The following is a 25,763-nucleotide window of genomic DNA, read 5'->3' as shown; positions in this document are numbered from 1 at the left end:
ACGAAGAGGTGGAAGCGAGAATCGTATGGATAAGTTTTCAGATATGGCGATGTTCGTCAGTATTGTTAAGCATCACGGGTTAGCGGCGGCGGGGCGCGAACTGGGTTTATCGCCTGCGACCATGACAGCAAGGCTGCAGGCGCTTGAAGAACGATATGGTGTGAAGTTGTTGAATCGAAGTACGCGTCATGTGTCTTTGACCGACTCTGGAGATCTGTATCACAAGGCATGTTTGGAGATTTTAGACAACGTCAGTGAGGCCGAAAACCTGATTCAAAATGGCGTAAAAGAAGTCAAAGGCTCGCTAAAAATCGCCGCGCCAAAAGACATCGGAAAGCAGTACATTCTTCCTATTTTGTCGGAGTTTTGCCAGCAGTATCCGGACGTTATTCCTTACCTGTATTTGAACGATAACCTCTCGAACATTGCTGAATCTGGCATGGATATCGTGGTCCGTTATGGTGAACTGGTCGACAGCAGTTTGATATCCAGACGCTTATCGCCAAGCCGACGTGTGTTGTGCGCTTCTCCTGAATACCTCGCTAAACACGGGACGCCGTTGACGCCGCAAGACTTGGTTGAACACGACTGTTTGGCGATGCTGCGGAGTAATGAAGAGCTCAAGACATGGCACTTCCAAGATCATGATATGAAGAAGGCTGTGACGGTTGTGCCGAAGCGATTTTCAGATGATGGTGAAGTGATTCGGTACTGGGCATTAAAAGGTGAGGGCATTGCGCTTAAATCGGTGCTGGATGTGCAAGACGACATCAATAACCAACGCCTTGTGACTCTGCTTAATGGCTACATGAAAAACTTCAATACCGCGATGTCGGTGTCGAGCGCCGATTTGAATGTGGTGTACATCAGCAAGAAATATCAGCCCAAGCGTATCCGGTTGTTTCTTGATTTCTTGTTTGAGCGGTTTGGCGATTTGGTTGAAAAGTCTAGTTAGATTAGCCGAGAAGCAGCGCATGACAGATCTCTCGAACTCAACACCCGGGTACGGACAGAGAACATTGAACTGGTTATGATACGACCAACATAAGGATGTGATTGGAGAGAAAAATGAAAGTCGTCGGAGATACGGTTATCCAACCTTTTCACAAGGCAACCTGCCATTGCGGTGCGGTTGAACTAGAGTTCAGCTTACCTAACGGGATAGAAAAACCACGTCGCTGCGATTGCTCTATCTGTCGTCGAAAAGGCGCGATTGTTGGTTCTGTTGCGTTGGATGGTATCAAGATCCTCAAAGGTGCCGAGCATCTCAAGTTATATCAATTCAATACCAACACCGCGAAGCACTACTTTTGCTCAAACTGCGGTATCTATACCCACCATCAACGTCGCTCTAGCCCAAATGAATACGGGTTCAATATTGGTTGTTTGGAAGGGGTGAACCCTTTTGATATTGGTGATGTGGTGACCAACGATGGTGTCAATCATCCAGCTGATCGTTAATTTATTGAGCATAAAAAAGGAAGGAATTATGTCTGAATACGGAGCGATCATTCGCTGGAAAAAAGCAGAAGATGAAGTCTTTAGCGACAATCAATACAGTCGAGGTCATACGTGGGAGTTCGATGGTGGTGTCACTGTGCCTGCTTCGTCCTCTCCACATGTTGTGCCACTGCCGTTTTCGGTGGAAGCGAATGTTGATCCAGAAGAAGCGTTTATCGCGGCACTTTCTAGCTGCCATATGCTGACGTTTTTGGGCATTGCCGCAAAGCAGAAGTACGTGATCGACTCCTATGTCGATGATGCGATTGGTGTGCTGGAAGAAGATGAATCTGGCCGCTCATCGGTCACTAAGGTGACTCTGCGCCCTAAAATTGTGTTTTTAGGTACCAAAAAGCCCACCGCCAAGCAGCTCGACAAACTGCACCACTTGGCGCACAAAAACTGCTTTATCGCGAACTCGGTAAAAACGGACATTGTGGTAGAAACTAAAGCGTAAACCACACACGTTAACATCCAAAAACCGCGAGGTTGCTTAGTGCATCACTGGCGGTTTTTTTGTGTCTGTGTAATCCTACGTACGGTTTTAATTGAGTGACAGTTAGAAAGTTTTGAGAGATAGGTAGAGAGCTCTTGAATGGTAGGAATAGATTGATTAGCAGAGAGTTATGTTTAGCGTCCCATTGAATAGTTTTGTACATCGTGTGAGTGATAAAAGCCAAGTGATGGTGAATGCTGCGGAATGTGGATGTCAGTTGAAACGAGTTCGTCGTTCGCGTAATTGGCTGTTGGTCGCTCAAGAGTATCAACTCGTTGAATTTAAAACGATGTTAACCCATGAAAAAGACGGTTGGATAGCAATTGCAATCGACAAAGTGCTGCCTAAACCCGTGGTGTGTTTGGCATCTCTGTTGGCCGCTACACCTTCAATGACTGTGGCTCAGCTGGTGATGGAATCTGGATGTTCAATGGCCGAAGCAAGACGTGCTATTGATGAACATGAAGGTCTGTAGGCGTATTCAAATCGTGTGAAAAGAGAATTGCGAGCAGCAAAAAGCCCGTAACGATATTGCGCTGGAAAACGTCATATCGTTACGGGCTTTATCATCTGTGCTGCTGTTAAGCTAAGCCATGCGGCTTATGAAGCATTGAATCGATTAAGAGTTCGCTACTTTTACACGAATCGTGTTTTTGCCAAGCTTTGACAAGTTCAGCTTGTTTAGTGCCGCTTTAGCTTCTTCTTGCTCTGGCATTTCAACAAAAGCGAAGCCTTTTGAGTCGCCAGTTTCTTGGTCTAAAACTAGGCTGCACTCTTTTACTGAGCCAAACTCAGAAAATAGCACACGGATGTCTTGCTCAGAGGTAGAGCGCGATAGGTTACGAACTAGAAGTTTCATAATAAACCTTGAATATGAATTTACGCCGAGCATTGTCGCACACTTTCATGCTCACCCTCACAAATAATTACTCTAATCATTTCTTTGGTAATGTGTCGCTCTATTTACCGATTAAGCGAGCTGTTTACCTGCTAGCCGCGGTTTATCGTGATATCTGACACGAATCCATGCTCTGTGCTGGTCAACGCCTGTTGTAGCATCTGAGCGGCTTCTTGCGCGGTCATAAAGCTCGAGGTATCCATGCCTTTACCGCTTGTATTCCAAAACTCGGTCGCCATTCCTCCAGGGTAAACCGCCACGATTTTCATCGGGTGACCTTTTAGCTCCAACCTCACCGATTCGATAAAGCCTTTCACGGCCCATTTTGCCGCGCAGTAGGTGGACTCTTCCGCTTTAGCACCTTGTGCCGCCGTCGACATCACCACAGCGATGGTGACCGATTGATCTTTGTAGCGCTGTACAAGCTCGCGAATCAAAAAGATCGAAGACTCAATATTGTTCTTCAGCATGTCGCTGATGATGGTTGGATCTTGCTGTTCTATCTTACCGAAGTACCCACTGCCAGCGCTGTGGATCACCAGCTTCGGCATTTCAGGTAACGCATCCAATAACTCGCTCACTGAGTGCGGGTCACAGAGATCACACGCTTGGCTAATGGTATTCGCAGGTAGGCCTTGCGCCACTTCTGCTAAACGTTGTGCATTGCGACCTGTAATGGCTACGCGCTGAGCGTCGGCGTTAGCATATTGTTTCGCGAGAGCTGCGCCTAAACCGCTGCTTGATCCGGTAATTAAAATCATACTGTCTTCAATTTGTAGAGTTGATTCGAGATAGTAAGGGGCTAGGCTAAGATTTTCTGAGATCTATGGCTAAAGTTGATCGATAGCCTGGTTGATAGGTTGATAGGTTGATAGGTTGATAGGTTGATAGGTTGATAGGTTAATAGCTTGGGTGATCGGTCGAGCGGTAAGGCTGAGCTAAGAGAGTGGGGGAAAGCCGTTAAGAATCGACGGGTTTAGCAAGAAATAACAGCGTTAAAAAACAACGAACTAACAAGTAAAAGCGCCGGCATAGAGCCAGCGCTTTTGAGTAATCATAAGTGATTATTCGTCGTCGAACTGTTTGATCGTGAACGCGTCTTCGATTCGGTTAAGCTCTTCTTGTTCTTTCACTCGCTTCTCTTCTTGCAGAGTCGCTCTCGTTTCGTTGAAACGTTTTTTCTCTGACTTAGTCAGGAATTTTACAGCTTTTTTGTTGGTCAGTGCGTAAGCAACTACGTCTTCACCTTTTTCTCTGCGGTCGTTTACGCGTTGTGAGAAACGTTCATTGTCGCGAGCTTTACGCTCCGCTGAGGTCAACTTGCTCATGCTTTAAAGCCTTTTCAATTATTCATGGTAGGGAATCTACGCTTAGCGAAACAAATGGGGACTGCTTAGTGTCAGTCTAGTCCATTTGTATGCTGGTGGCGCATCTTAGCACAATGGCTTGAGCATGCAGGTATGCTATTCGAGGGATCAAACAAAACAGCCCACAATTTTCGTTGTGGGCTGTTTTGTTACGTACTGGAGATGTAGTCATCGATTTGAAACTAAGAATCAGAAACGGCAGCTAAATCAAATCTTCTCTATGTATAAGATGACCTCTCCGACTTTAAAGCCAAACTTGGACATCTCAGTCTTGTTGAATAAGCGCTTGTCGTCCATCAAGAACATCCAATCATCGAGCACCACTTCATAGGTGCTGCCGTCTACTTCAATTTCTAGATCATATTTCCAATACAGCGCTGAACCTTGGGTCTCACCATAAGCGGTTCCAACGACATCGTTGGCAGTCCCAGAATAGGTGTTTTCGCCCGTTTTGATCAGATTCCAAACGCGAGTTGAGCGCTCGCCATCAGCAAAAGAGAACCACTCTTTTATTTCTCCGTTGTCACCGTCCCAAGTCGCGATCAGTTTGGCATCAAAGCGGCGCAGTAAGTTACCAGAGCGGTCTAGCACCATGCCGTAGGCCATTAGCTCGCCATTAAAAAAGGTTTCAAGCTTGAGCTCTGGCGTTGTGTCGACATGGTCTTCTAAACTTGCAGAGCCACAGCCCACTAGCCAAGTGAGTGAAAAAAATGCCAGAGCAAATTTTATTATTGTTGTTTTTGGATTCATTTGTTCAAACCTAAAAGTTGTTTACGAAGACCGGGTTCAGAGGTGTTTTCAGACAACCAAATCGCTAGAAAGGCTTCACCAAATTGCTTGTCTTGGATGGTGCCGATCGGTTGTTCATCGAAATAAAAACGACTTACGTTATCTTCAGCGACACGAATCGTGAGTGTGCTTCCTTCTTCCACGTTCGGCCACATCGCGTACAAGGGTTTCAACCAACGTTGAATGTTGCTGTCAGAGTAGCCAAGCTTGTTCCACTGATCTTCGGTAGCGTCTACGAGGTCTTTGCTATCGATAGAGCGGTAATACTCAAGCTTCAAAGCTCGTTCGGAGTTGGTTGGAGTCGCGTAGAATTCTGCCGAGTAGAGAGTCCAAAACAGGTAACTCATTTCACCCTCACCACGTTTGTTCAGATCATCGACAGCAGAGGCTCTAGCGTGTCCGGCAAATAACAGCGCAGCAAAGATTAACGGGAGAGTAATAAAGCTTAGAAGTGTGTTTTTTGCTTGCTGATGAGCGCGAACAATACCTCGCTCAGGTTTGAACGTTTGTGTCGGGTTGCGTGGATAAGCCATAAGTCACCTCGTTATTGCCATTTTAGGTTGTATTAAGTTGGAGTAGGCGGCCACCAGTAAGGGCAACAAAATCCCCCAACTTATTGCAAGGGCAGCAACTACCGATGCATCTGGCCAAGTAGTAAGAAGAGCACCTGCTTTGATGCCTCCCCAATAACTACTAGTACCTGCTACGAACCCTATGACAAACAAGATCACTTTCGAGCATTTTAAAAGCCAATTTAGGCTGTGGTTAAAACTGATTAAGAACATGATCCACAGGCAGACAAGCCACACCGGGAACCACGATTGATTCGCAATTTCAGAGTCGACGGCAAACACGCCGAAGTGGAGTAAGAGGCTATCAAGCAATAGCCCCAATGGTAATAAAATGAGTATCTTCAAATCGCTACTGCGAGTCGGTGATAGAAGGAAGTGAACCACTACAATCAGTGGTGTGACGAACGGGGCTTGCGCGGTAAAGAAAGCACTGCAAACCCAGGTCGCTTGAAACAGTACGAGATTAATAATCCAAAACCGCTTCATCTTTTTCTCCAAAGTAACGAGGTTTTCTTGCGACTACATGGTGAGTGCTGATCACGCGCTCTTTGAATGCGCCTTCACAGTAGCAGAAGTAGAAGGTCCATAAGCGTTTAAACTCTTCTGAATAGCCGAGAGACTCTAGCTCTTCCCAACTATTTTCAAAGGCGATGTTCCAATCATTCAGCGTTCGAGCGTAGTGCAGGCCAATGTCATCAATTTCTTGAACCACAAGGTCGGTGCTGGTCGCAAGGTGTTGGGTCATCACTGAAACAGAAGGTAGGCAACCGCCGGGGAAGATGTACTTCTGAATAAAGTCGACACCTTTGCGGTATTTGTCGTAACGGCTGTCAGCAATAGTAATTGCTTGAATCAGCATCTTGCCTGAGGGCTTAAGTAGCGAGGAACATTTTTCAAAGAAGGTTTGTAGATACTCATGTCCGACCGCCTCTATCATCTCGATCGAAACCAACTTGTCATACTCACCAGTGAGATTGCGATAATCCTCTTTGAGCAGGGTGATTTTGTCGGTTAAACCAAGCGCTTTTACTCTCTGTTCAGCAAGTGCATGTTGGGCATCTGAGATCGTGGTAGTGGTGACGTGGCAACCGTAGTGTTGCGCCATGAAGATGGCTAAGCCGCCCCACCCTGTGCCTATCTCGACCACGCTATCTTTCTCAGACAGTTCTAGTCGCTCACAGATGGTTTTCATTTTGTTTTGTTGAGCCTTCGACAAGGTTTCTGCGTCTTCGCTGTAGATTGCGGAAGAGTACTGCATCGAGCTATCTAAGAAGCGCTCATACAGCTCGTTGCCAATATCGTAGTGGGCGAGAATATTTCGCTTAGAGCCTTGCTCGGTGTTGGCATTCTTACGTCGCAGCAATAGGTTTTTGATGCGAGAAATCCATTGTGTCTTGTCATCAAGCTCATCCAATTGGGCTTGGTTACGAGCCATGATTTGAATCACACGCGTGAGGTTTGGGCTGGTCCATTTACCATCGATGTACGCTTCAGATGCCCCAATGCTGCCATTGATGACCACATCTCTAAAAAAGGTCGCATCATGAATCACGATTCGACCTTTCAATTCAGCTTCTCGATCACCAAATACTGAATGCTGGTCGCGCTCAATGATTTCAAGCGTTGCGAATTGCAGGCTTTCTAACACCTTGAAGATTAAAGCTCGATATTTACAGTTGCTTGAAACAGCAACGGCTTTAGCTTGTTGTTCAATATTGTTGTTTTGTTTGGCAAGCTGTTCCATGTAAACCTCGCTGATAACTCATTCTAATATTTTGTGCCAACTAAGCTGAGTTCAGCTCCTTGATTGGAGCGAACCCAAGCTAGAAATGATTTCTGTTTTAAGCGCTTAAGATGTTGAGTCTGGATGCGCCACAAACGGTACTTTTTTCAGGAATAATTTGAGAGCCTGATAATAAATTCCCATCACGACTTTTATCGTCATCGCCGGAATCTTGAATACCGTTCGTCTAATGTTTGTCTTGGTTACTGACTGCTTCGTCAGGGCTAGTGTCGCATCGAAAAGCTTGTCGTCTCGGCGGCTTTCGATGTGAACTAACGTGCGTTTCGCTGGTGGCTTAATCTTCCAAAAATAAGTCATGTTCAAATCCATGAACGGCGAAACGTGAAACTCTTTTTTTACCTTCAATTCTTGGTGCATGTCGATGAGATAGTAGTGTCTTTCTCGCCAAGGCGTGTTACTCACCTCAGCCAACATGTACTTACAATCTCCAGTCTCGTCATAACAGAAGAAACAGTTGATTGGGCTGAAGTAGATGCCTAAACAGCGGCACTGAGCAAGCATCGTCACACGGTTTGAATCAGACCAAACCCCACCAAGTTGTTGCACTTTGGAAGTTATACGTTGCTTAAGTGATTTTGGTTCATCCGTGGTGACATTTTCTTTTTTTTCAGCGAGATAATCCGATTCGACAAAGCGAATCGGGTTGTACCAACGAGTTCCGAACAGCGCACTGCGCGCTGTGGTTTGGGGCAGCTCATCAAGATCTAACCCCATCATATACAGCTGATAGCTGAACTCATGAGTGATGTCGCCAAAGCGGCGATGTCTGACGTTACCCCAATAGATACCGCTGAGCTCTTCACTCTTTTCGGATGCGATCCCCATCTCGGGTGTCAGGGTTTGACTGTTCATAACGCGGAACTCGTACTCAAATCTAAACCGAAGCGTTTGGTCACATCGAGTGCACTGTGGACACCGTCTTCATGGAAGCCGTTATACCAATAAGCGCCAGCAAAGTGCGTCTGGTTTTTGCCACAGATTTGCTCACGCTTGTGCTGAGCTTCGACCGTGTTCGAATTAAGTACCGGGTGATGATAAACAAAGCTGCGAATAATTTTTTCTGGGTCGATGGCTTCGCTTTGATTCAAGGTGACACAGAAGGTGTCTTGGCTTTCGATGCCTTGCAGAATGTTCATGTTGTACGTGACACAAGCAGGTCGTTTACTGTCGCCATCCAACATGTAGTTCCAACTTGCCCAAGCCAGTTTTCTGTCTGGTAACAAGCGAGTATCGGTGTGCAGAACCACTTCATTGCGGCTGTATGGGATCTCGCCCAGTACCTGTTGCTCTTGTTCTGTTGCATCACCAAGCAAGCGTAAGGCTTGGTCTGAGTGGCAAGCAAAGATTACTTCGTCGAAACCTTGTGCGCTGCCATCTTCAAATTCAATCGTGACGCCTGTTTCTTGGCGAGTCACTTGTTTAATCGATGTATTCAGTGCAACAGTCTTACTTAGGCGTGAAAGGATGATTTCAACATAAGAACGCGATCCCTTTGGTATCACATACCACTGAGGACGGTTCGCGATATCGAGCAATCCATGGTTGTAGAAAAACTGAATGAAGAACTTGAGCTCAAACTCTTCCATTTCTTCCAAGCTTGTCGACCAAATCGCCGCGCCCATCGGTAAGATGTAGTGCTGGCTGAAAAAGTCGGAAAATTGATTATCTCGTAGGAAACTGCCAAGGGTAACGTCTGGTGTGAATTCATTGCTTTCAAACTGAGCCTTACACAGCTTGTTGAACTTGAGAATGTCAGACACTAAAGACCAGAACTGAGGTTTGAAGATGTTGCTCCTCTGCGCGAATAACGAATTAATGCTGTGGCCGTTGTATTCAAACTTGGTCGTCGTGTTGTGGACGCTGAAGCTCATCTCAGTCGGTTGCCTTTCGACATCGAGTTGTTCTAGAAGCTGATTGAAATTCGGGTAGGTTCGATCGTTGAATACGATGAAACCTGTATCTATCGAAAACGCCGAGCCTTGATGTTCAATATCAACGGTCGCGGTGTGCCCCCCAACGTAATCATTCTTTTCGAATACTGTTACGTCGTGGTGCTTATCTAATATATGCGCGCAAGTGAGTCCAGAGATACCTGAACCAATAATGGCGATTTTCTTCATTGTTATACCATCCTTGAAGCGAGTTTTTGCCAAACTGGAGTTGGAAGCATTCTTAGTAGCTTCATCAACATGATGAATCGTCTTGGGAAATCAATTTCACTCTTTCCTTGAGCGATACCATTTACGATTCGCTGAGTTGCGGCCTCACTACTAATAATCATAGGCATAGAGAACGTATTTCGCTCGGTTAATGGCGTTTCAACAAAGCCAGGGTGCACAATTGAGACATGAATGTTGTGCGTTGCCAGATCAACCGAAAGTGTTCTGCCTAAGTAGGTGAGGGCTGCCTTTGAAGCGCCATAAGCCTCGGCTCTTGGCAAAGGTAAAAAGCTGGCGCTGGAGCTGACTAAAACCAAACGGCCGCCGGGCTTGATGTTTTTTAACCAAGCTTTAAGGGCGTAGCCAATTGAAATTAGGTTTATGTTGATGACGCGCTCGAATAGCTCGGCATCAAAGTTCACTGGGTCGTCGATGTACTCACAATCACCTGCATTTAAAATCAGCAGGTCGAGCGGCTTGTCTTGGTCGAGTTCTGGAAAGTTGTGGTAATCAGTCAGATCGAAACAGAGCGGTGTAATTGATGAATGCGCGATGTCTGTATCGTGAGAATCAACTAAGGCTTGCAGTTTGTCTGGATTGCGGCCACAAGCAATCACCTGATGCCCTTGCTGAGCGTAATCTTTAGCTAGGGATTGGCCGATACCTGAGGTCGCGCCTGTAATCATAATATGCATTATCGACTCGCTCTCTTTTTGATGGATTTTATCGCGCAGCCCAGTACTGGAATGTGTTCATACAACATAGAACCGACGTCGAGGTAGTCTCTGTGGTAAATCACTTGACCGTCGAGCATCTTGAGATGGCTGTGTCCTTGTACTTCGATTGGCTTTTGCCCATTTAATTGCTTGTGAGCAAACTGCATCGTCCAGTAAACGGAAGCTTCGTCGTTCGCTTCGAAAGTGTGTTCGATATGAAAGTAACAGCTGGTTACTTGGGTGTAGAGGTTCTCGAAGTAGTGCGTAAGCGCCGAAATACCGCTGACATGATGCAGCGGATCTTGGAATTCAATATCAGGGTGATAAACCGTCTTAAGCACGTCGAAATTGTCGGTTCCGAGTTCTCGATACATGTTGAGAAAGTTATCAAGCCATAGAGAGTTATCCATAATATTCACTCTAATTATTTGAAGAAGGCTAAGGCTCTCAATCGTGCTTCTTTATGCTCAACGATGGGTTGCCAGTATTCGCTGTCTATTCCGTTTTTAGCGATAAAGTCATGTGGGAAATGTACATGCTTATCTGGGATATTTTGCAGCTCTGGTATGTACTTACGAATAAAAATTCCTTTTGGATCAAACTTTTCACTCTGAGTGATTGGATTGAAAATTCGGAAGTAAGGTTGAGCATCACAGCCAGTACTTGAAGCCCACTGCCAGCCACCATTGTTGGCACTAAAGTCTCCGTCGATAAGGTGTGACATAAAGAAACGTTCGCCCCAACGCCAGTCAATAAGCAGGTGCTTGGTTAGGAAGCTTGCCACCACCATTCTTAGCCTGTTGTGCATCCAGCCCGTTTCAACCAGTTGACGCATTGCTGCATCAACCAATGGATATCCTGTTTTTCCTTCGCACCAAGCTTTGAAGCTAGGATGATCGTGATACCAATCTAAACCATTGTATTTTTGCTGAAAGTTAGCGCCTTTAACCAGTTTAGGATGGTGAAACATCAAATGCTTATAAAAATCTCGCCAAATCAATTCGTTGAGCCAACAAAAGGCCGGTAATTGCGTATCAAATAACAGATCGGGTTGTTGCTGAATCAATTGAATCGCTAACCAACGTGGGCTCACGGCGCCAATCGCTAAATAAGGCGATAGCCCCGATGTTCCTTTAACTGAGGGAATATCTCTCAGGCGCGCATAGTCGTTGACTTTATTGCCTAAGAAATTGGGGATCACATTGCCCAATACATCTTGGCTTAATGGCCAGCGACTCGAATCAACACGCGGAAAATCGAAATCATAGTCAGCGGAGAGGGTTAAGGCTTGTAAGTCGTCAGGAAGCTGTGTTTGTGAACGTTCAGCTGACTCGACAGGAGCTGGACTGCAGATGATGCCTTTCACCTGAACTTCTTTTAACCAAGCGTTCTTAAAGGGCGTAAAGACTTTGAACATCTCGCCTTGTTTGTTGAGAACGCTACCGAGTGGCAGCATAACGTCACAATCGCTTATCTTGAGGTTTAGGCCGCTTGAAATCAGCTTTTTATCGCGAGCTTGTTCATCGACCTCTGGTTCAGAGTTAGCGTAGACGCACTTGGCATCAAGCTGCTGGCATAGATCGATGAGTTGATTGGATTGGTCGTCAAAATCGGTCGCTTTTAGGTGAAGCAACGTTATCCCGAATTCAGCGAGCTGGGAATCGAGTTGTTTTAGATGACGATAGATGAAATCAGCTTTGATTGGCGCAAGGTGGTGCTGCTGCCACGCTTGAGGAGTTGAAATGAAAACGGCGATTGTTACGCCGTTTTCAACTGCCGAGACGAGCGCTGGGTTATCGTGAATCCGCAGGTCTCGTCGTATCCATAGTATGTCGCTCAATATCCGTATCTCAGTTTAAGTTCTTGAGGGTGCGGGTTTAGGTAAACCTGTGATTCTAGGTATTCGTTCGGGTATTCCATCAGGTAGTGATTTATCAGTGTCAGCGGCACTAACAGTGGGATAACACCTTCTCGAAAAGCTGCAATTTGGTTGGTCAACTCTTGTTTGTGGGCGCTACTCAGTTGTTTCTTAAAGTAACCCTGCAAATGATGCAGCGTATTGGCGTGACTCCCTCGATTCGCGTGATGTGACAATGCTGTCATCAAGCCCTCGATGTATTGAGCCGCCAATTCGTCGATTTCTAAGTCATTACCCGCTAGCAGTTTGCCTAAGCTTTTGTAACCCTCAACGTGGTGACACATGACGAGGTACTTGTGGGCGCTGTGGAACTGAATCAGTTTGTGCTTGGTCACACCTTCATCCACAAGATCGAGCCATTTTTGGTAAGTGAACACTCGAGTCATGAAGTTTTCACGCAAAATGGGATCGTTAAGGCGGCCGTTTTCTTCAACGGGAAGTAACGGGTTGCCGTCCATAATTTGTTGGGTGAACATGCCTATGCCTGTCGATTCAGAGCCGCGACCATGGTGGTGGTACACCTTCACGCGCTCCATGCCGCAGGTTGGGCTTTTTTGACACACAATAAAGCCAGCAATGTGTTGGTTTTTCTTTGAGTAGTTTTGACCGAACTCGATCAGTTCGTTGGTCACATCACCTGAGCCATCAGGGCGAGAAACATGGATGATGTCATCTAGCATTCTTGTTTGACGAATGGTTGGACGAGGGGTTGGAAGACCAACAGCCATCTCTGGGCAAACAGGTTCCAATTCCACGTAGTCTGCTAGGTCGTCTGTACAAAAACGAGAGCGTTTATGACCTGTGTCGAAACGTACTTTGTGTCCAGCAACACATGCACTGATACCGATTTTGATTTTCTTTTCCATTGGCCAACTCCTTTGCTCTTGCTCTGAGCTTTTTCTTATAGTTCAACATTGCTAATCGTACTTACAGAGCTGGGTGTGTTTTTAATTTGACACCGTAGTTGTTTTTATTCAGATGTATTGACGATATACAGGATAGCTTCATGCCATCCTGTATATTTATAGCCTGCAACTGGGTTAATAGATATATTTTCCAAGAGGATTGAATAGTTGGCTCACACCTTTTGTGAAGTAAAGCGCATCACTTGAAACGGTTAAACAGACACAACCTTCTTTTGTTGCAGGTTGGTGAGTGTGATTGCCATCCAACCAGATGAAGTCACCTTTGTTGTAAACGCCCATTTCGTCTTCGAAACTACCTTCTAGAAGAAGCGTGATCTCGAAGCCTTTGTGGGTGTGGCAAGGCACTTGTCCATCTTTGTCGATGTGCAACAAGCTAGTGTGGTGTGCTTCGTCAGCAAAATCGAGTCTTGCTCGTGAAATTTTGCCTAGGTTCATCCAGTCCTTTCTCGCGACTGAGTTTAGAGCGCGAGGGATTGTGAATGTCGTGTCAGCAACAGTTACTTTCTGAACCTCTGGAGTCACTTCAACAGACTGAGAAGTATCAGCTGTGATTTGCTCTATCGCGTCAAAATCAAAGTCCATGTCGTCCATTGAGAAACTGTCTAGGTCTTCATTTGAGAATACTGGCTCTGCGTCAAATGCATTATTCGCTGCCTCAGCTGTAAGCTGCTTGACTTGTTGTTGGCAGTGTTCACACAGCTCGACATGGCTAGAAACAATCAAAGAAACTGAATCAGCCAACGTGCCATCGACGAAGTCTTTCAAGATTGCCGCGTTTGGGTGATGTTTAATCATGGTCTTGTTCCCCCATGTGAACTTTTAATTTGGCTAAAGCGAGTCTCAGACGTGATTTCACCGTTCCAAGTGGGACGCCAAGTTGCTGAGCGAGTTGCTCTTGAGAGAGCTCTTGAAAATAGACGCCTTTGACGATGGTTTTCTGAGCAAGAGGCAATTTCTCTATCTGAGTCATTACGTGTCGGCTCATCAAATGATCACCGAATGGCAAATCTTCACTTTGAGATTCGGCTACCATCGCATCGATTGGCCAGATATCGTCGGCTATCGTTTGTTCGGCTTTCGCTTTCACTTTGCGCAACATATCGAACGCTGCATTACGCATTACCGTGTAGACCCAAGTGGTCGCAGCGCCTTTGTCTACATTGTAGAGATGCGCTTTCTTCCAAACGTTAGTCATCGTGTCTTGAACTAGCTCGTTGGCAGCAGCTTCGCCACCCAACTTACTAACACCAAAACGCTTAATCTTAGGAGCGAAGAACTTGAACAAACAGGTGAACGCCTGCTTGTCTCGGTCTGTACCAACCAACACCAACCAGCTTGAGAGCTCTGTCGGTACTTTGTTGTCTGTAAGTACTTTGTTATCGGGAATAATGACATGCTCCTTGCCGTTCCCTGAACTTCTGCTTTCCACTTGCATAGTAACTAACCATCATGCGAATTTGATAGGCACTACGTGAAAGGAGAAAGTCGGGATCACTTTAATTTAAATTAATTTCTACTATACAAAATTATAGTGAAGAAAAGTGCTTATTGCCCCGTAATGATTTGATTCAAAAAAGGAACTAGAGACGGAAAACTGGCTGGCTCAGTAAATTCTGTTTTCTTTTCCAGTGGGATAGGCATCATTTCGAGCAATCGCGCACAGATCCATTGTGGGCTCTCGAAATCTGGAGTGGGATAGAGTGTTCTTATTGAATCGTGGTCGCGAAACAACTGAACCAAAAATGCGGTAAACACGTTAGGCACTTTATATTCATGGGTAGGCCAGTGAGGCAACGAGCTGAACTTACTTTTAATCAGGTCATCGTCGTCTCGAAACGAACCATGTAACTGCACCAACTTTTCCCCTTCGACATCAATTTCTAATATCTGGTCGTCCGACATATTGAAGTCGACGATGGCCACCTTTGTTCCCCAAGAACTGAGATGACCAGAGTTAGAGTTATCTTGAGTGGCGATAATGAAACCATCGCCCTGCGCTGCGTAAGCGACCATCGCAAGATACTTTGGCTCAAAAATGCGCAGTCTTTGTCTGCCTCCCGGTAGAAGGAAGATGGGTAGGGGAAACACTGCGAGCTCCAGAGAAGACTCTACGGGTGTTTCTGGTTCGGCGTCTGTCCGTGTGGTCTTCCTAGGTGAATTCGGCACATAGCACTCCTTAGTTCAAATGTGATTTGAGAAGATATACGTGGGGAGGGTGGTGTTCGATCAATTCGCTTCGGCTTATGTTGGCAAAGGGATAGGTATTTTGTTGCACCTGTTCATAAATTCATTGTTTTTACCTTTTCTCGTACGCGTCATTAGGTAATATATGAACAAATAGTAAGCGAATGGGTAGTCGCCAGACGATGCTTCTATCTGACGTTCTTCTATACCTAACATCGCATCAAAGGAATGGTCATGATTGTTATTTATGGTATCAAAGAGTGCTTAAATCCAATTAAGTTGCAGCTCTCTAATGTGTTGCAGCAGTGCTTGAACAGTGAAATGGGTTTACCCGATGACAAGCGAGCACATCGGTTTGTGCCATTAGAACGAGATGATTTCTTTTACCCAGAAGGGCGAACGCAGGCTTATACCGTTATCGAGATTAATATGATGGAAGGACGCGCTGTTAACACCAAAAAGCGCTTAATTAAGAAGATTTTTTCTGAGATTGAAAAGCAGCTCTCTATCTCTCCAATTGATATTGAAATCACCATTAAGGAACAGCCATCGCACTGCTGGGGATTTCGAGGCATGACCGGCGATGAAGCTCAAGATCTTAAGTACAAAGTGAAGGTGTAGGGCTAATGCTCTTAACACATAAGACTTAAGCCTACCTATCAAGTGACGGCTTTGGAATTTGATGCCAAAGCCGTTTTGTCTCGTTCTCGACACTAACCTTTAAGCATCGTCACTATCTTTTAAATACTGATGCCAATTTTCATTGATCACGTCAAAGTGCTCAACGCAGAACTCTTTTCTGTCTTTCAAATAGTCGTTTTCCACTTCATCGAGCAAGTTCTTATAGGCATCGGGATCGCTGCCATACACCAAGCATAACGTGGAGAAGTAACGCTGCAGGTCGAAACTGTGCTCGTCGATGTATTCCCCCAAGTCGTAATACTCTGGGCGGTCTTCTGACTCGAAAGCGAACATGTCTGCAGCGCTGATAGCAGCGTCGGCCCCATGCTCTACGTAGTTAAGCAGTAGCACGGTTGCTAGGTTATCAACCGCATCTTCTTCTTTACCCAATATGGCAATGTTCTGATCTTCGATATACGCATGCCCAGTCTCGTGTAGCAGGGTGTGCAGCAAGGTATCAATAGCGCCGGTTTGCGCAGATTTCCCATACTCTTTTTCGTATTGGTTCTTCTCAAAGTAATTGAGTGACTCAGCGTAAAAACTGTAAGGGATCAGTACTTGATGGGTTTGTGGATCGTAGAGTGGTCCTTCTTCCCCGCCATATTGAATGGTTAATGGCTTCTCAAACATGAAGAGTTGGTTTGATAGGTCGACCACGGTGTCATTAACGCCACTGCTTTGAATCTCTCGTTTGAGCTGCTCTTCTTCGGTATTTTGCGGTGTAGAGTACTCGACGATTAGGTTACTTTGGGTGGCTTGTTCACTAGATGCATAAGTTGTGGCAAACATTGCACTCAGGGCTAGGCTGCAGGTCAATGTTCGTTTCAATAATGTCATCGGCTATCCTTGTGATTACGTTGCGATTCAGAGTCGTGCTGGGGGTAACAACTCCAAGCTGTGTACCCTGATTTAGTTATTGCGTTAGAGTATAAGTTTAGACGGAATTTTGATGCATCGAGGACTGCAATTTTTGAAGTAGGCGCTATCCTATCAATGAATAATCCGCTTAGAGATTCGCCACAAAGAATAAGTAAGCTGAATGAGCGGTGTCGTTGTGATTCGTTTCTATTGGTAATTAACAGATAAATTTCGGTTCAACACAACCCTTGTGCTATACTCCGCGCCCCAATCCGAATTGGCTTGTTTAATCTTAGGAAATTATTATGAGTGTTAAAAACGAACTTCAACAAATTAACAACCGTCTAGACAAGTGTCGCCACAAGTTAGATGCTGCTAAAACTCGTAATGATCGTCCTGTTGTTCGTCAGTTCGAGGAAGAGATTAAGAAGCTAACTAAGAAAATTGCCCAGCTTAAACACAAAGAAAGCTATGATGTGAACCAAGAGCGTAAGTCTCTGGTTGATATGCCATTTAGCCGTGAGATCACTAAGGCTGAGCAAGCGGATATGGGTAAACTTAAAAAGTCTGTTAAAGGACTCGTAATTGTTCATCCAATGACGAAGATCGGTAAAGAACTTCGCATTGAGGTTATGACTGGTTACGCACCGAAAAAATTCTAATTACCAGCGATGGTGATGAAAGAGGAGCTAGAAATAGCTCCTTTTTGCTTTTTTAGGTATTAAGAAAGCAGAGTCAGCGGCATAGATACTCACGCCGTTTTCAACTTTTAGGAGGTGATTGTTGTCACAAATCCTTTTATCTCCTATAAAAGTTAACGTGCTACTAACATGGTACTAAGCGATCGCAGTAATGTGTTCGCTTTTCGAATCCACACTTTCTCTCCAGTTTGTATAAATATAGGTAGAGCAGCACAAATAATTACAGATAAAACTAGACTCATTAGGGAAGATGAGAACGTAAAAAAATAGAGGTTATATGAATCAATTAATTTCAATTGGACCACTAGAATCCTTCCTAATCGCGATTAGTGTTTTGTTTCTAGGTCATTTCGTCAATGCAAAGCTTCCGATTCTCAAAAAGTACAACATTCCAGAGCCCATTGTCGGCGGCTTGATTGTCGCTTTTGCTATTACAGCCCTGCACTTTAACGGCCTTGATCTTGAGTTTTCCTTGCCCCTGCAGAACACGTTTATGTTGATGTTCTTTGCAACGGTCGGTCTTGCGGCGAACTACACGCAGCTGATAAAAGGTGGTGCTAAGGTATTCCTATTCTTAGGGGTAGCGTCGGTTTACATCATTATCCAAAACGGTGTAGGCGTAACCTTAGCTACGGCACTAGGCCTTGAACCCTTGATGGGTTTGATTGCTGGCTCTATCACCCTTTCGGGCGGTCACGGCACAGGCGCGGCTTGGTCTCAAACTTTTGCAGACACGTTTGGCATTGCAAATACGCTAGAAATCGCGATGGCTTCAGCGACCTTTGGTTTGATCATCGGTGGTATTATCGGTAGCCCAGTGGCGCAAAAGCTGATTGATAAAAACCAGCTTGAATCTGAGTACGGCACTGGCACGCAAACACATGAGCGCTTCCCTGAACTTGTTACTTACAACGAGTATGAAGAAGACAAAGTGACGGCGAAGAAGGTGATTGAAGTGTTGTTCATCCTTCTTATCTGTATCACGGGTGCGAAGTACCTAGAGCAGTGGGTGGCGACTTTTGAAATTTCTTGGTTGATGATTCCTGACTTCGTTTACGCGTTGTTTATCGGTGTGTTCATCACTAACGTGTTTGAAGTGACTAAGCTGCATAAGACTGACAGCGAAACGGTCGATATTCTTGGTACGGTGTCATTGTCACTGTTCCTAGCAATGGCGCTAATGAGCCTTAAGCTTTGGAACATATTTGACCTTGCGATTCCGTTCTTGGTTATCCTGGCGGTTCAGGCGGTTGTGTTAGGTATCTTCTCTTACTTTGTGACGTTCAAAGTAATGGGTTCTAACTACGACGCAGCGGTTATGGCAGGTGGTCACTGTGGTTTCGGCCTAGGTGCAACACCAACAGCGGTAATGAACATGGGCTCTTTGGTGAACCGTTTTGGTCCTTCACCACAGGCGTTCATGGTGGTGCCAATTGTTGGTGCCTTCTTTATCGATATCGTTAACCTGATTATCCTTCAGGGTTACATCTCGTTTATCGGTTAATGTTCGCCTTTACTTAAACGCAATGTGCTTATCGCACTAAGATGAATACAAGAAAGCCAGTCTGTTGACTGGCTTTTTTTGTTCTTGTTTATCGAGGTTTTCTTGCCTGATACCCCTGCGGTTAGGGCTCTGTCACATCAATAACTAGGGCGTGTTGATCTTTCGAGCTGATTTTTGCAGTGAGTTGCTGGGTATTTATACAAGGCAGAGGCATCGATGTGTAGCTAGCCTACATTAGAAGCCGATAACGCAGTAGAAATGACCAGCAAACGCTGCCCGAAGGGTTCGAGCTGGGCGCCACCGCAAAAAGCGTTTTACTCTTTGTTGAGGGAGGTTTGCTTAGAATGACTAGGCTACTTCTCCCTCACCGCGATTAAAACGCTTTTGACTAGGCGTCCCCATCCGAACAAAATTTAACCACGAAAGGTCAACACGCCCTAAAGTGTTGTAACGACTTCATCAAGAGCTAGGCGCGCTTTTGGTTTGCCGTAGTTGTAGTCTTCGCCGTCTTTGTGGTAGCCGATAGCTAGAGCTACATCAACAACGTGACCTTCTAGTTCGTCAGCAAACTCTTCGCTGATCATAGCTGCATCTACACCTTCCATAGGTGTTGAAGCGATACCTAGACGAGCTAGTGTGTGCAGTGTGTTACCTAGTGCGATGTAAACTTGAGACTTAGTCCAGTTACCGTTGAAACCTGTTTCGTCTGTGTTCATTTCTGCGAATGCGTAAGCACCTAAGAATTGCTCGTACATTTCAGCTGGTAAGTGACCAGAGCTTACTTCTGTATCAGCACGCTTCGCGAATTTCTCTTTAGTGTACTTAGGATCGTGAGCAAACAGGATCGTGTGTGACGCTTCTTTCGCATGTGGTTGGTTAAACTGGAACATGTTTTCGAAAGTATTGTGGAAGCGTTGTTTTGCTGCGTCACTCTCAATGATGATGAATTTCCAAGGCTGAGAGTTGATAGAAGAAGCTGACAAGCGAAGTGCTTCTTTGATTACTTCCATGTCTTCCGCAGAGATGCGCTTTTCTGCATCGTATTTTTTAGCTGTGTAACGAGTGTTTAGATCAGTAATGATTGGATGAGTCATGTTGAATCCTAATATCTATCAATAATAAATGTTGTAGGGTTTTATGTTCAGTTACGTCAACAATAAACGGATAACCAATTTAAACGAATCTCAATAGATTGAACGTCTAAATAGTTATCGAACATGCCCCAATAAATCGAGTATCTGCGGTAGCTCAAGTCGATGGGTGTAAGATAATAGAAGAATGACTCGGGAAAAATAGCGAACATATCAAATCACTATGGTTAATAATGTCCATAATGATTCAATAAGTGTGATCTTAATGGAGGTGGAATCTCTAGATTCAGTAGCTTAGTACGCTTTGATACCATATTGGCGCAATAATGGCGGAAGTACGCTGTCTAGGTTGGGGATATCTTCTGGCGTGATTTCGATTAAACCAAAACCATGCTCTTCATAGATTTTTCTCGTAGCTTCACGTTTATTTTCGGCGATTGGCGCAGAATCAGTTCCCCAGAACTGGATGTATACTTTGCCACTTGGTAGATAAAAATCGCTGATCACTTCTTTTGATATCGGAAGCGGACGCTCGTACGCATGGACCACTCCTGCCATATAAAGCCAGTTATCAATGATCAGCTCTCCCTTTGATCGAACATAATGCCCGTCTAAGCTTCGGTGCTTCGCCTCAAATTTCTGACGAAAACTGGAGAATGACACATCGGTCGAGTGGCTTTCAGCATCATGCCCTAGGAATTCAACAACAGACTGCTTTAAACGTTTATTGCGAACCAATGAGTCGTGCCATACCACGAATAAGTTTTGAGTCGCTTTGTCTTCTCTTTGTTCACCTCCGGCTTTTAAGCCTGTAGAGGTGACATGCCAACCGTCTTCTTCTTTTGTTATCCAACCAAGCTCGTTGAGCAGTAAGTTGATTTTCTTTGCGCTGAGTTGAAAGGCACTGCCAAGCTGGGTGGCGGTGAGTGTTTTTCCTGAGAATGAATCCAAATCGATAAGAAGTTTCTCTGGCCAGACAATAAAGATACCGAACTTCTTATGTTCGACATATTCCCCACCAAAGCTTTCTCCTCGTTCTGTAAGAACCCAGCGCTCTTGTGAGCGCACGATATAACCCGCTGTTTTTAGATCGCTAAATAAAGTTTTAGCTTCTATGCCTTTTTGTTTAGCGAGTGCGGATGTGGAAATTTTGTCTGACATAGTCTTTTCTCAAATAGCAGAGTGATCCGCTGATGGGTTTTGGTGAGATACATGATGTGATAGCACAGGCGAGTACCATATCACATCTACTAATGCCAACTGCTGCTCACTGGTCTATGTTTTTAGTAGAAAGTCATGTCTGATTTTGATTTTGTGGGAAATGTGGCTCTTTCTGTAATTAAATTACATGATTAGCGATTCTGCTCATCTGGATGCATATTTTCTATACGTGACACGATGTTCTTTTATACGGTTTATATAGATCTTAGATGCTATATTTTATTAAGTGTGATTTTGATCACTATTTATTTTTAAGTATTACAAAATAAAGTGTGATCTATATCTTGTGTTAATGATATTTATTCTCATTAATTTGGCTTTGTAATTTAAATTCATGGTGTTTTTGTGATCTAAAGTGCTCTTGTTAACCCTAAAGTGTTTTTCGTATGTGATGGTTGTCACGAAAGTTGGGCTAAGGTGCATTTTGGAAATGTTGTGATACATTTTAATCGACTTTTGAGTACACACTTTCGGTCATTTGACCAACCAATACATTACGGGGTTCTACCTATGTTATCACCAGAAGCAAAGATTAAGGTTCAAAACTTTGGTCGTTTCTTATCCAATATGGTAATGCCAAACATCGGCGCATTTATTGCGTGGGGTTTCATTACTGCACTATTCATCCCAACCGGTTGGTGGCCTAACGAAACGTTAGCATCAATGGTTGGCCCTATGATTACATACCTATTGCCACTATTGATTGGTTACACCGGTGGTAAAATGGTTGGTGGTGACCGCGGTGCGGTAGTAGGTGCCATCACGACAATGGGTGTTATCGTTGGTACTGATATCCCAATGTTCATGGGTGCAATGATTGTGGGTCCACTAGGTGGTATCGCAATTAAGAAATTCGATGAAGCTGTTCACGGTAAAGTGAAGAGTGGTTTCGAAATGCTAGTGAATAACTTCTCTGCGGGTATCATCGGCATGATCTGTGCGATCATCGCGTTCATCGTGATTGGTCCTGCGGTTAAGATTCTATCTGGCGGACTTGCTGCTGGCGTAAACGCAATGGTAGAAGCAGGTGCATTACCTCTAGCATCTATTTTTGTTGAACCTGCGAAAATTCTATTCCTAAATAACGCAATCAACCACGGTATCTTCTCTCCACTAGGTATCCAGCAATCTGAAGAGATTGGTCGTTCAATCTTCTTCTTAATCGAAGCAAACCCAGGTCCTGGTTTTGGTCTTCTACTTGCTTACATGGTGTTTGGTAAAGGTAGCGCGAAGCAATCTGCTGCTGGTGCATCTATCATCCACTTCCTAGGTGGTATCCACGAAATTTACTTCCCTTACGTTCTAATGAACCCACGTCTAATTCTTGCGGTAATCGCAGGTGGTATGGCGGGTGTATTCACTAACGTAGTGTTCGATTCTGGCCTTATCTCTCCAGCATCTCCAGGTTCTATCTTCGCAGTCTTACTGATGACGCCAAAAGGCTCTTACATCGGCGTGATTCTATCGGTTATCGCAGCAACGGCAGTATCGTTTGTTGTAGCGTCAATCCTCCTTAAAACATCAGCGCAAGATGATGAGGAAGATTCACTAGAGAAAGCTTCTGCACAAATGAAAGACATGAAAGCGTCTTCTAAAGGTGCAGCATCAGAAGCAAACGTAAACCTAGCGGATGTAAAAGCAGTTTATGTAGCGTGTGATGCGGGTATGGGTTCAAGTGCAATGGGTGCGGGTCTACTACGTAAGAAAGTAGCAACAGCTGGCCTAGACATTGAAGTGACCAACTACGCAATCAACAATCTACCGGCTGATTCGCAAATCGTTATTACGCATAAAGACCTAACAGACCGTGCTCGTAGCACTGTGCCAGGTGCGATGCATATGTCTCTAAGCAACTTCCTAGACGGCGGTGTATACGACCAACTAGTTGCTGAACTTGTCGATGCTCAAAGTGGTGAAGCGAAAGTAGAAGCTCCGGCGCCTGCTGCAGCTCCAGCACAAGAAGGCAACAAGCTTGCACTGACAGACGACAGCATCTTCCTTGGCCTTAAAGCGACTCAAAAAGAAGACGCAATCAAGTTTGCTGGCGAACAATTAGTAAAACTTGGCAACGTATCACCAGAATACGTAGATGGCATGTTTGCTCGTGAAGAGCTTGTGTCTACTTACCTAGGTGAGTCTATCGCAGTACCACACGGCACAATCGAAGCGAAACAGTACGTACAAAAAACCGGCATCGTTTTCTGTCAGTACCCTGAAGGTATTCAGTGGGGCGAAGATGAAGATGATATCGCGAAGATGGTTATCGGTATTGCCGCACAAGGCGATGAGCACAACATGGTGCTGATGGCTATTACCAATTCACTCGATGATGAAGAAGCTGTGGAATGCCTACAGAACACAACAAACCCTGCTGATGTTCTACGTATTCTCAACGGAAACTAAAAAGCTCTAGTCAAGCTCCTGAGTGAAGGAGGCCGGTATCCCCCTACTGGCCTCATTTTCGGTCTTAATCTTTCTAACAAGATTCAGTCTGAATAGCTTACTGCTTAATGCCTAGGGCACATCGTCAAGGCATGTTGTTGAGCAGTTAGCTATCTAGATTCAAATATTTATAAGGTCAAAATTATGAAAGCGTTACATTTTGGTGCAGGTAATATCGGTCGTGGTTTCATTGGTAAGCTTCTTTCTGATGCTGGTATGAAGGTTACGTTTGCTGACGTAAATGAAACGGTTGTAAATGCGTTAATTGAACGCCAAGAATACCCAGTTAAGATTGTTGGCGAAGAGTGTGTTGTCGAAGTTGTTAAGAACGTGACAGCAGTAAACTCAGCGACAAGCGCAGTAGTAGATTGCATTGCTGAGTCTGATCTTGTGACGACTGCAGTGGGCCCTACGGTTCTTAAAATCATCTCTAAGTCTATCGCTCAAGGCATTGAAAAGCGTGCAGCAGCAAACAACACTGCACCAATGAACATCATCGCGGCAGAGAACATGGTTCGCGGTACTAGCCAATTAAAAGCAGCCGTGTTAGAGCACCTTTCTGATGAAATGAAAGCGTTCACTGAAGAGCACATTGGCTTTGTTGATTCTGCGGTTGACCGTATTGTTCCACCGGCAGAAGCGGGCGAAACAGATCCTCTAGCGGTAACGGTTGAAACGTTCAGCGAGTGGATCGTAGATCAAACACAATTCAAAGGTGAGATTCCAAACATCCCAGGAATGGAATGCACTGATAACCTAATGGCTTTCGTTGAGCGTAAACTGTTCACGCTAAACACAGGTCACTTGGTAACGGCATACCTTGGTGTGCTTGCAGGTCATGAGACTATTAAAGACTCTATCGAAGATGACGTAATCCGCGCTGAAGTAACAGCGACGATGGAAGAGAGTGGTGCGGTTCTGATTAAGCGTTACGGCTTTGATCCAGAAGCACACGCTGCCTACATCCAAAAGATTCTAGGTCGTTTTGCTAACCCGTTCCTACGTGATGAAGTAGACCGCGTTGGTCGTCAGCCAATTCGTAAACTGAGCCCGCAAGACCGCCTAGTTAAGCCTCTAAACGGTACATTAGAGTACGGCCTACCGAATGCTCACCTAGTAAAAGCAATCGCTGCTGCGTTCCATTACAAGAACGAAGACGACCCACAAGCGGTTGAACTTCAAGCAATGTTCGCAGAAAAAGGCTTTGCTGAGACATTAGCGCATTATTCTGAGCTGAATAGTGACTCAGAAGTTGTTAAACTAGCGGAAGAAGCTTATCTAGCATTGAAATGATAAACCATCAAAGTGCCACACCAGTGGCACTTTCTTATTGTCGAGCCGTTATGCCAATACAAACAAGCCATGAAACTGAATTACTCGAAGCCCTTTCGGAAGCTGAGAGTGCTGGCGCCTGCCTAATGGCTGCTTATGATGCATTGGACGACACGGTAGATGCCGTATTAAAAAACATCTTTAAGAAAGACGACACTGCAATTAAGTTCGTTGTCGAGCCACTTCTCAACAGTGGTGGGCCGTTAGGCGAGATCATGATTCGTGCTAAGTTGCTACTCGGGCTTGGCGTGATCAGTAAAGAACTCTACGACGATCTCGAGGTTTTCGTTACCTTGAAAGAGTGGGCGAAAATACAGGGTGAAGACACCAGCTTCACAGAAGTTGATGTGATATTTGAGCTCAACAAGGTGCACGCGATTCAGCGTATTATGCCTATCGAATATGACGCGGAGATGGTGGAAACCATGTCTGGCCCAATGCTTGAAATGTTCTTGGGGCGACATAATCAAAAGGTGAAGTCGACGATCGTATTAGCTATCACTGACATTATCACTACCTTGTGCCGAGATAACGCGCTGAGCTCTTAGCTCTAGTTTGCAGCCCTGCTTATCTTGTTTCACACCCTACATATCTTGTAGTTGTT

Annotated in this window: 29 protein-coding genes; 10 read left to right on the top strand and 19 right to left on the bottom strand. The window is 45.0% G+C overall.

Translation table 11 applies throughout. The annotated features are described in order from the left end of the window. The first annotated feature begins 25 nt into the window (after nt 1–25). From AB4249_RS10625 to AB4249_RS10610, 4 genes are all read left to right on the top strand, one after another. The gene (locus AB4249_RS10625; protein WP_372103032.1) at nt 26–955 is read left to right on the top strand and encodes a LysR family transcriptional regulator; all 930 of its coding nucleotides are present in this window, start codon (nt 26–28) and stop codon (nt 953–955) included. A gap of 113 nt (nt 956–1,068) precedes the next feature. Beyond that, nucleotides 1,069–1,461 carry a GFA family protein gene (locus AB4249_RS10620; RefSeq protein ID WP_102320400.1) on the top strand — a complete coding sequence of 131 codons (393 nt, stop codon included), beginning with the start codon at nt 1,069–1,071 and terminating at the stop codon, nt 1,459–1,461. A 28-nt stretch (nt 1,462–1,489) separates the two neighbouring features. Beyond that, nucleotides 1,490–1,957, top strand: coding sequence for an OsmC family protein (locus tag AB4249_RS10615; RefSeq protein ID WP_017065091.1), 468 nt, complete (start codon nt 1,490–1,492; stop codon nt 1,955–1,957). 169 nt (nt 1,958–2,126) lie between these two features. Next, nucleotides 2,127–2,471, top strand: a complete 345-nt coding sequence (locus AB4249_RS10610) for a ribosome recycling factor family protein (protein WP_017061272.1) — start codon at nt 2,127–2,129, stop codon at nt 2,469–2,471. Nucleotides 2,472–2,615: 144 nt separating this feature from the next. On the opposite strand, the gene AB4249_RS10605 is transcribed toward AB4249_RS10610, so the two are convergent. From AB4249_RS10605 to AB4249_RS10530, 16 genes are all read right to left on the bottom strand, one after another. Then, complete coding sequence (locus tag AB4249_RS10605; protein ID WP_017061273.1) at nt 2,616–2,855, bottom strand: RNA-binding protein; 240 nt, start codon at nt 2,853–2,855, stop codon at nt 2,616–2,618. Between the two features lie 131 nt (nt 2,856–2,986). Further along, nucleotides 2,987–3,655: an SDR family NAD(P)-dependent oxidoreductase gene (locus AB4249_RS10600; protein ID WP_017065090.1), complete on the bottom strand. Its 669-nt coding sequence runs from the start codon at nt 3,653–3,655 to the stop codon at nt 2,987–2,989. Between the two features lie 303 nt (nt 3,656–3,958). Next, nucleotides 3,959–4,222, bottom strand: coding sequence for a hypothetical protein (locus tag AB4249_RS10595; RefSeq protein WP_017061275.1), 264 nt, complete (start codon nt 4,220–4,222; stop codon nt 3,959–3,961). A 246-nt stretch (nt 4,223–4,468) separates the two neighbouring features. Continuing rightward, nucleotides 4,469–5,011, bottom strand: coding sequence for a DUF3833 domain-containing protein (locus AB4249_RS10590; RefSeq protein WP_017061276.1), 543 nt, complete (start codon nt 5,009–5,011; stop codon nt 4,469–4,471). Beyond that, nucleotides 5,008–5,583 carry a chalcone isomerase family protein gene (locus AB4249_RS10585; protein ID WP_017061277.1) on the bottom strand — a complete coding sequence of 192 codons (576 nt, stop codon included), beginning with the start codon at nt 5,581–5,583 and terminating at the stop codon, nt 5,008–5,010. The genes AB4249_RS10590 and AB4249_RS10585 overlap by 4 nt, the downstream gene beginning before the upstream one ends. A gap of 3 nt (nt 5,584–5,586) precedes the next feature. Continuing rightward, complete coding sequence (locus AB4249_RS10580) at nt 5,587–6,108, bottom strand: DUF2878 domain-containing protein (protein WP_017061278.1); 522 nt, start codon at nt 6,106–6,108, stop codon at nt 5,587–5,589. Further along, the gene (locus AB4249_RS10575; protein WP_017070213.1) at nt 6,086–7,366 is read right to left on the bottom strand and encodes a cyclopropane-fatty-acyl-phospholipid synthase family protein; all 1,281 of its coding nucleotides are present in this window, start codon (nt 7,364–7,366) and stop codon (nt 6,086–6,088) included. The genes AB4249_RS10580 and AB4249_RS10575 overlap by 23 nt, the downstream gene beginning before the upstream one ends. A gap of 105 nt (nt 7,367–7,471) precedes the next feature. After that, entirely contained in the window at nt 7,472–8,278 is an 807-nt protein-coding gene (locus AB4249_RS10570; protein WP_372103030.1) for a DUF1365 domain-containing protein, read from the bottom strand. Then, nucleotides 8,275–9,546, bottom strand: coding sequence for an NAD(P)/FAD-dependent oxidoreductase (locus tag AB4249_RS10565; protein WP_102428126.1), 1,272 nt, complete (start codon nt 9,544–9,546; stop codon nt 8,275–8,277). The genes AB4249_RS10570 and AB4249_RS10565 overlap by 4 nt, the downstream gene beginning before the upstream one ends. A 2-nt stretch (nt 9,547–9,548) precedes the next feature. Next, entirely contained in the window at nt 9,549–10,280 is a 732-nt protein-coding gene (locus AB4249_RS10560) for an SDR family NAD(P)-dependent oxidoreductase (RefSeq protein ID WP_136974016.1), read from the bottom strand. Next, entirely contained in the window at nt 10,280–10,711 is a 432-nt protein-coding gene (locus AB4249_RS10555) for a nuclear transport factor 2 family protein (RefSeq protein ID WP_050647550.1), read from the bottom strand. Before AB4249_RS10555 ends, AB4249_RS10560 begins: the two co-directional genes overlap by 1 nt. Nucleotides 10,712–10,725: 14 nt before the next feature. After that, a complete protein-coding gene (phrB, locus tag AB4249_RS10550) occupies nt 10,726–12,141 on the bottom strand; it encodes a deoxyribodipyrimidine photo-lyase (protein ID WP_372103028.1) in 1,416 nt (471 codons plus the stop codon). After that, nucleotides 12,138–13,085, bottom strand: coding sequence for a YbgA family protein (locus AB4249_RS10545; RefSeq protein WP_372083734.1), 948 nt, complete (start codon nt 13,083–13,085; stop codon nt 12,138–12,140). Before AB4249_RS10545 ends, phrB begins: the two co-directional genes overlap by 4 nt. A gap of 174 nt (nt 13,086–13,259) precedes the next feature. Further along, nucleotides 13,260–13,940 carry a ChrR family anti-sigma-E factor gene (locus AB4249_RS10540; RefSeq protein ID WP_372103026.1) on the bottom strand — a complete coding sequence of 227 codons (681 nt, stop codon included), beginning with the start codon at nt 13,938–13,940 and terminating at the stop codon, nt 13,260–13,262. After that, nucleotides 13,933–14,580, bottom strand: a complete 648-nt coding sequence (locus tag AB4249_RS10535; RefSeq protein ID WP_372103024.1) for a sigma-70 family RNA polymerase sigma factor — start codon at nt 14,578–14,580, stop codon at nt 13,933–13,935. Before AB4249_RS10535 ends, AB4249_RS10540 begins: the two co-directional genes overlap by 8 nt. 110 nt (nt 14,581–14,690) lie before the next feature. Beyond that, nucleotides 14,691–15,311 (bottom strand): LON peptidase substrate-binding domain-containing protein, encoded by a 621-nt coding sequence (locus AB4249_RS10530; RefSeq protein WP_372103022.1) that lies wholly within the window; start codon nt 15,309–15,311, stop codon nt 14,691–14,693. Nucleotides 15,312–15,563: 252 nt separating this feature from the next. Between AB4249_RS10530 and AB4249_RS10525 the strand changes: the two genes are divergently transcribed. Continuing rightward, nucleotides 15,564–15,950, top strand: coding sequence for a tautomerase family protein (locus AB4249_RS10525; RefSeq protein ID WP_372103020.1), 387 nt, complete (start codon nt 15,564–15,566; stop codon nt 15,948–15,950). A gap of 99 nt (nt 15,951–16,049) precedes the next feature. Here AB4249_RS10525 and AB4249_RS10520 read toward each other — a convergent pair whose 3' ends face one another. Then, nucleotides 16,050–16,847: a DUF4344 domain-containing metallopeptidase gene (locus tag AB4249_RS10520; RefSeq protein WP_372103018.1), complete on the bottom strand. Its 798-nt coding sequence runs from the start codon at nt 16,845–16,847 to the stop codon at nt 16,050–16,052. A gap of 326 nt (nt 16,848–17,173) precedes the next feature. Between AB4249_RS10520 and AB4249_RS10515 the strand changes: the two genes are divergently transcribed. Both AB4249_RS10515 and gltS read left to right on the top strand, forming a co-directional pair. After that, complete coding sequence (locus AB4249_RS10515) at nt 17,174–17,530, top strand: YibL family ribosome-associated protein (protein ID WP_017060971.1); 357 nt, start codon at nt 17,174–17,176, stop codon at nt 17,528–17,530. A 316-nt stretch (nt 17,531–17,846) separates the two neighbouring features. Next, complete coding sequence (gltS, locus tag AB4249_RS10510) at nt 17,847–19,073, top strand: sodium/glutamate symporter (RefSeq protein ID WP_017060972.1); 1,227 nt, start codon at nt 17,847–17,849, stop codon at nt 19,071–19,073. A 437-nt stretch (nt 19,074–19,510) separates the two neighbouring features. Here gltS and AB4249_RS10505 read toward each other — a convergent pair whose 3' ends face one another. Continuing rightward, nucleotides 19,511–20,167, bottom strand: a complete 657-nt coding sequence (locus tag AB4249_RS10505; protein ID WP_017061511.1) for an NAD(P)H-dependent oxidoreductase — start codon at nt 20,165–20,167, stop codon at nt 19,511–19,513. Nucleotides 20,168–20,458: 291 nt separating this feature from the next. Then, nucleotides 20,459–21,325 carry a glycerol kinase gene (locus tag AB4249_RS10500; RefSeq protein WP_372103016.1) on the bottom strand — a complete coding sequence of 289 codons (867 nt, stop codon included), beginning with the start codon at nt 21,323–21,325 and terminating at the stop codon, nt 20,459–20,461. A gap of 570 nt (nt 21,326–21,895) precedes the next feature. On the opposite strand from AB4249_RS10500, the gene AB4249_RS10495 reads away from it, so the two are divergent. The 3 genes from AB4249_RS10495 (at nt 21,896) to AB4249_RS10485 (ending at nt 25,707) form a co-directional block, all read left to right on the top strand. Beyond that, entirely contained in the window at nt 21,896–23,788 is a 1,893-nt protein-coding gene (locus AB4249_RS10495) for a PTS mannitol transporter subunit IICBA (RefSeq protein WP_017061513.1), read from the top strand. 183 nt (nt 23,789–23,971) lie between these two features. Further along, a complete protein-coding gene (locus AB4249_RS10490; protein ID WP_009846102.1) occupies nt 23,972–25,120 on the top strand; it encodes a mannitol-1-phosphate 5-dehydrogenase in 1,149 nt (382 codons plus the stop codon). A gap of 50 nt (nt 25,121–25,170) precedes the next feature. Continuing rightward, on the top strand, nt 25,171–25,707 hold the full coding sequence (locus AB4249_RS10485; RefSeq protein ID WP_017065079.1) for an MltR family transcriptional regulator: 537 nt from the start codon (nt 25,171–25,173) through the stop codon (nt 25,705–25,707). Nucleotides 25,708–25,763: the final 56 nt, after the last annotated feature.

This window comes from Vibrio sp. 10N.261.55.F4, from assembly GCF_041470465.1.
Classification (GTDB): Bacteria; Pseudomonadota; Gammaproteobacteria; order Enterobacterales; family Vibrionaceae; genus Vibrio; species Vibrio crassostreae_C.
Note: the sequence above shows the minus strand (reverse complement) of the source record. Positions and strands in the feature narration are given on the sequence as shown.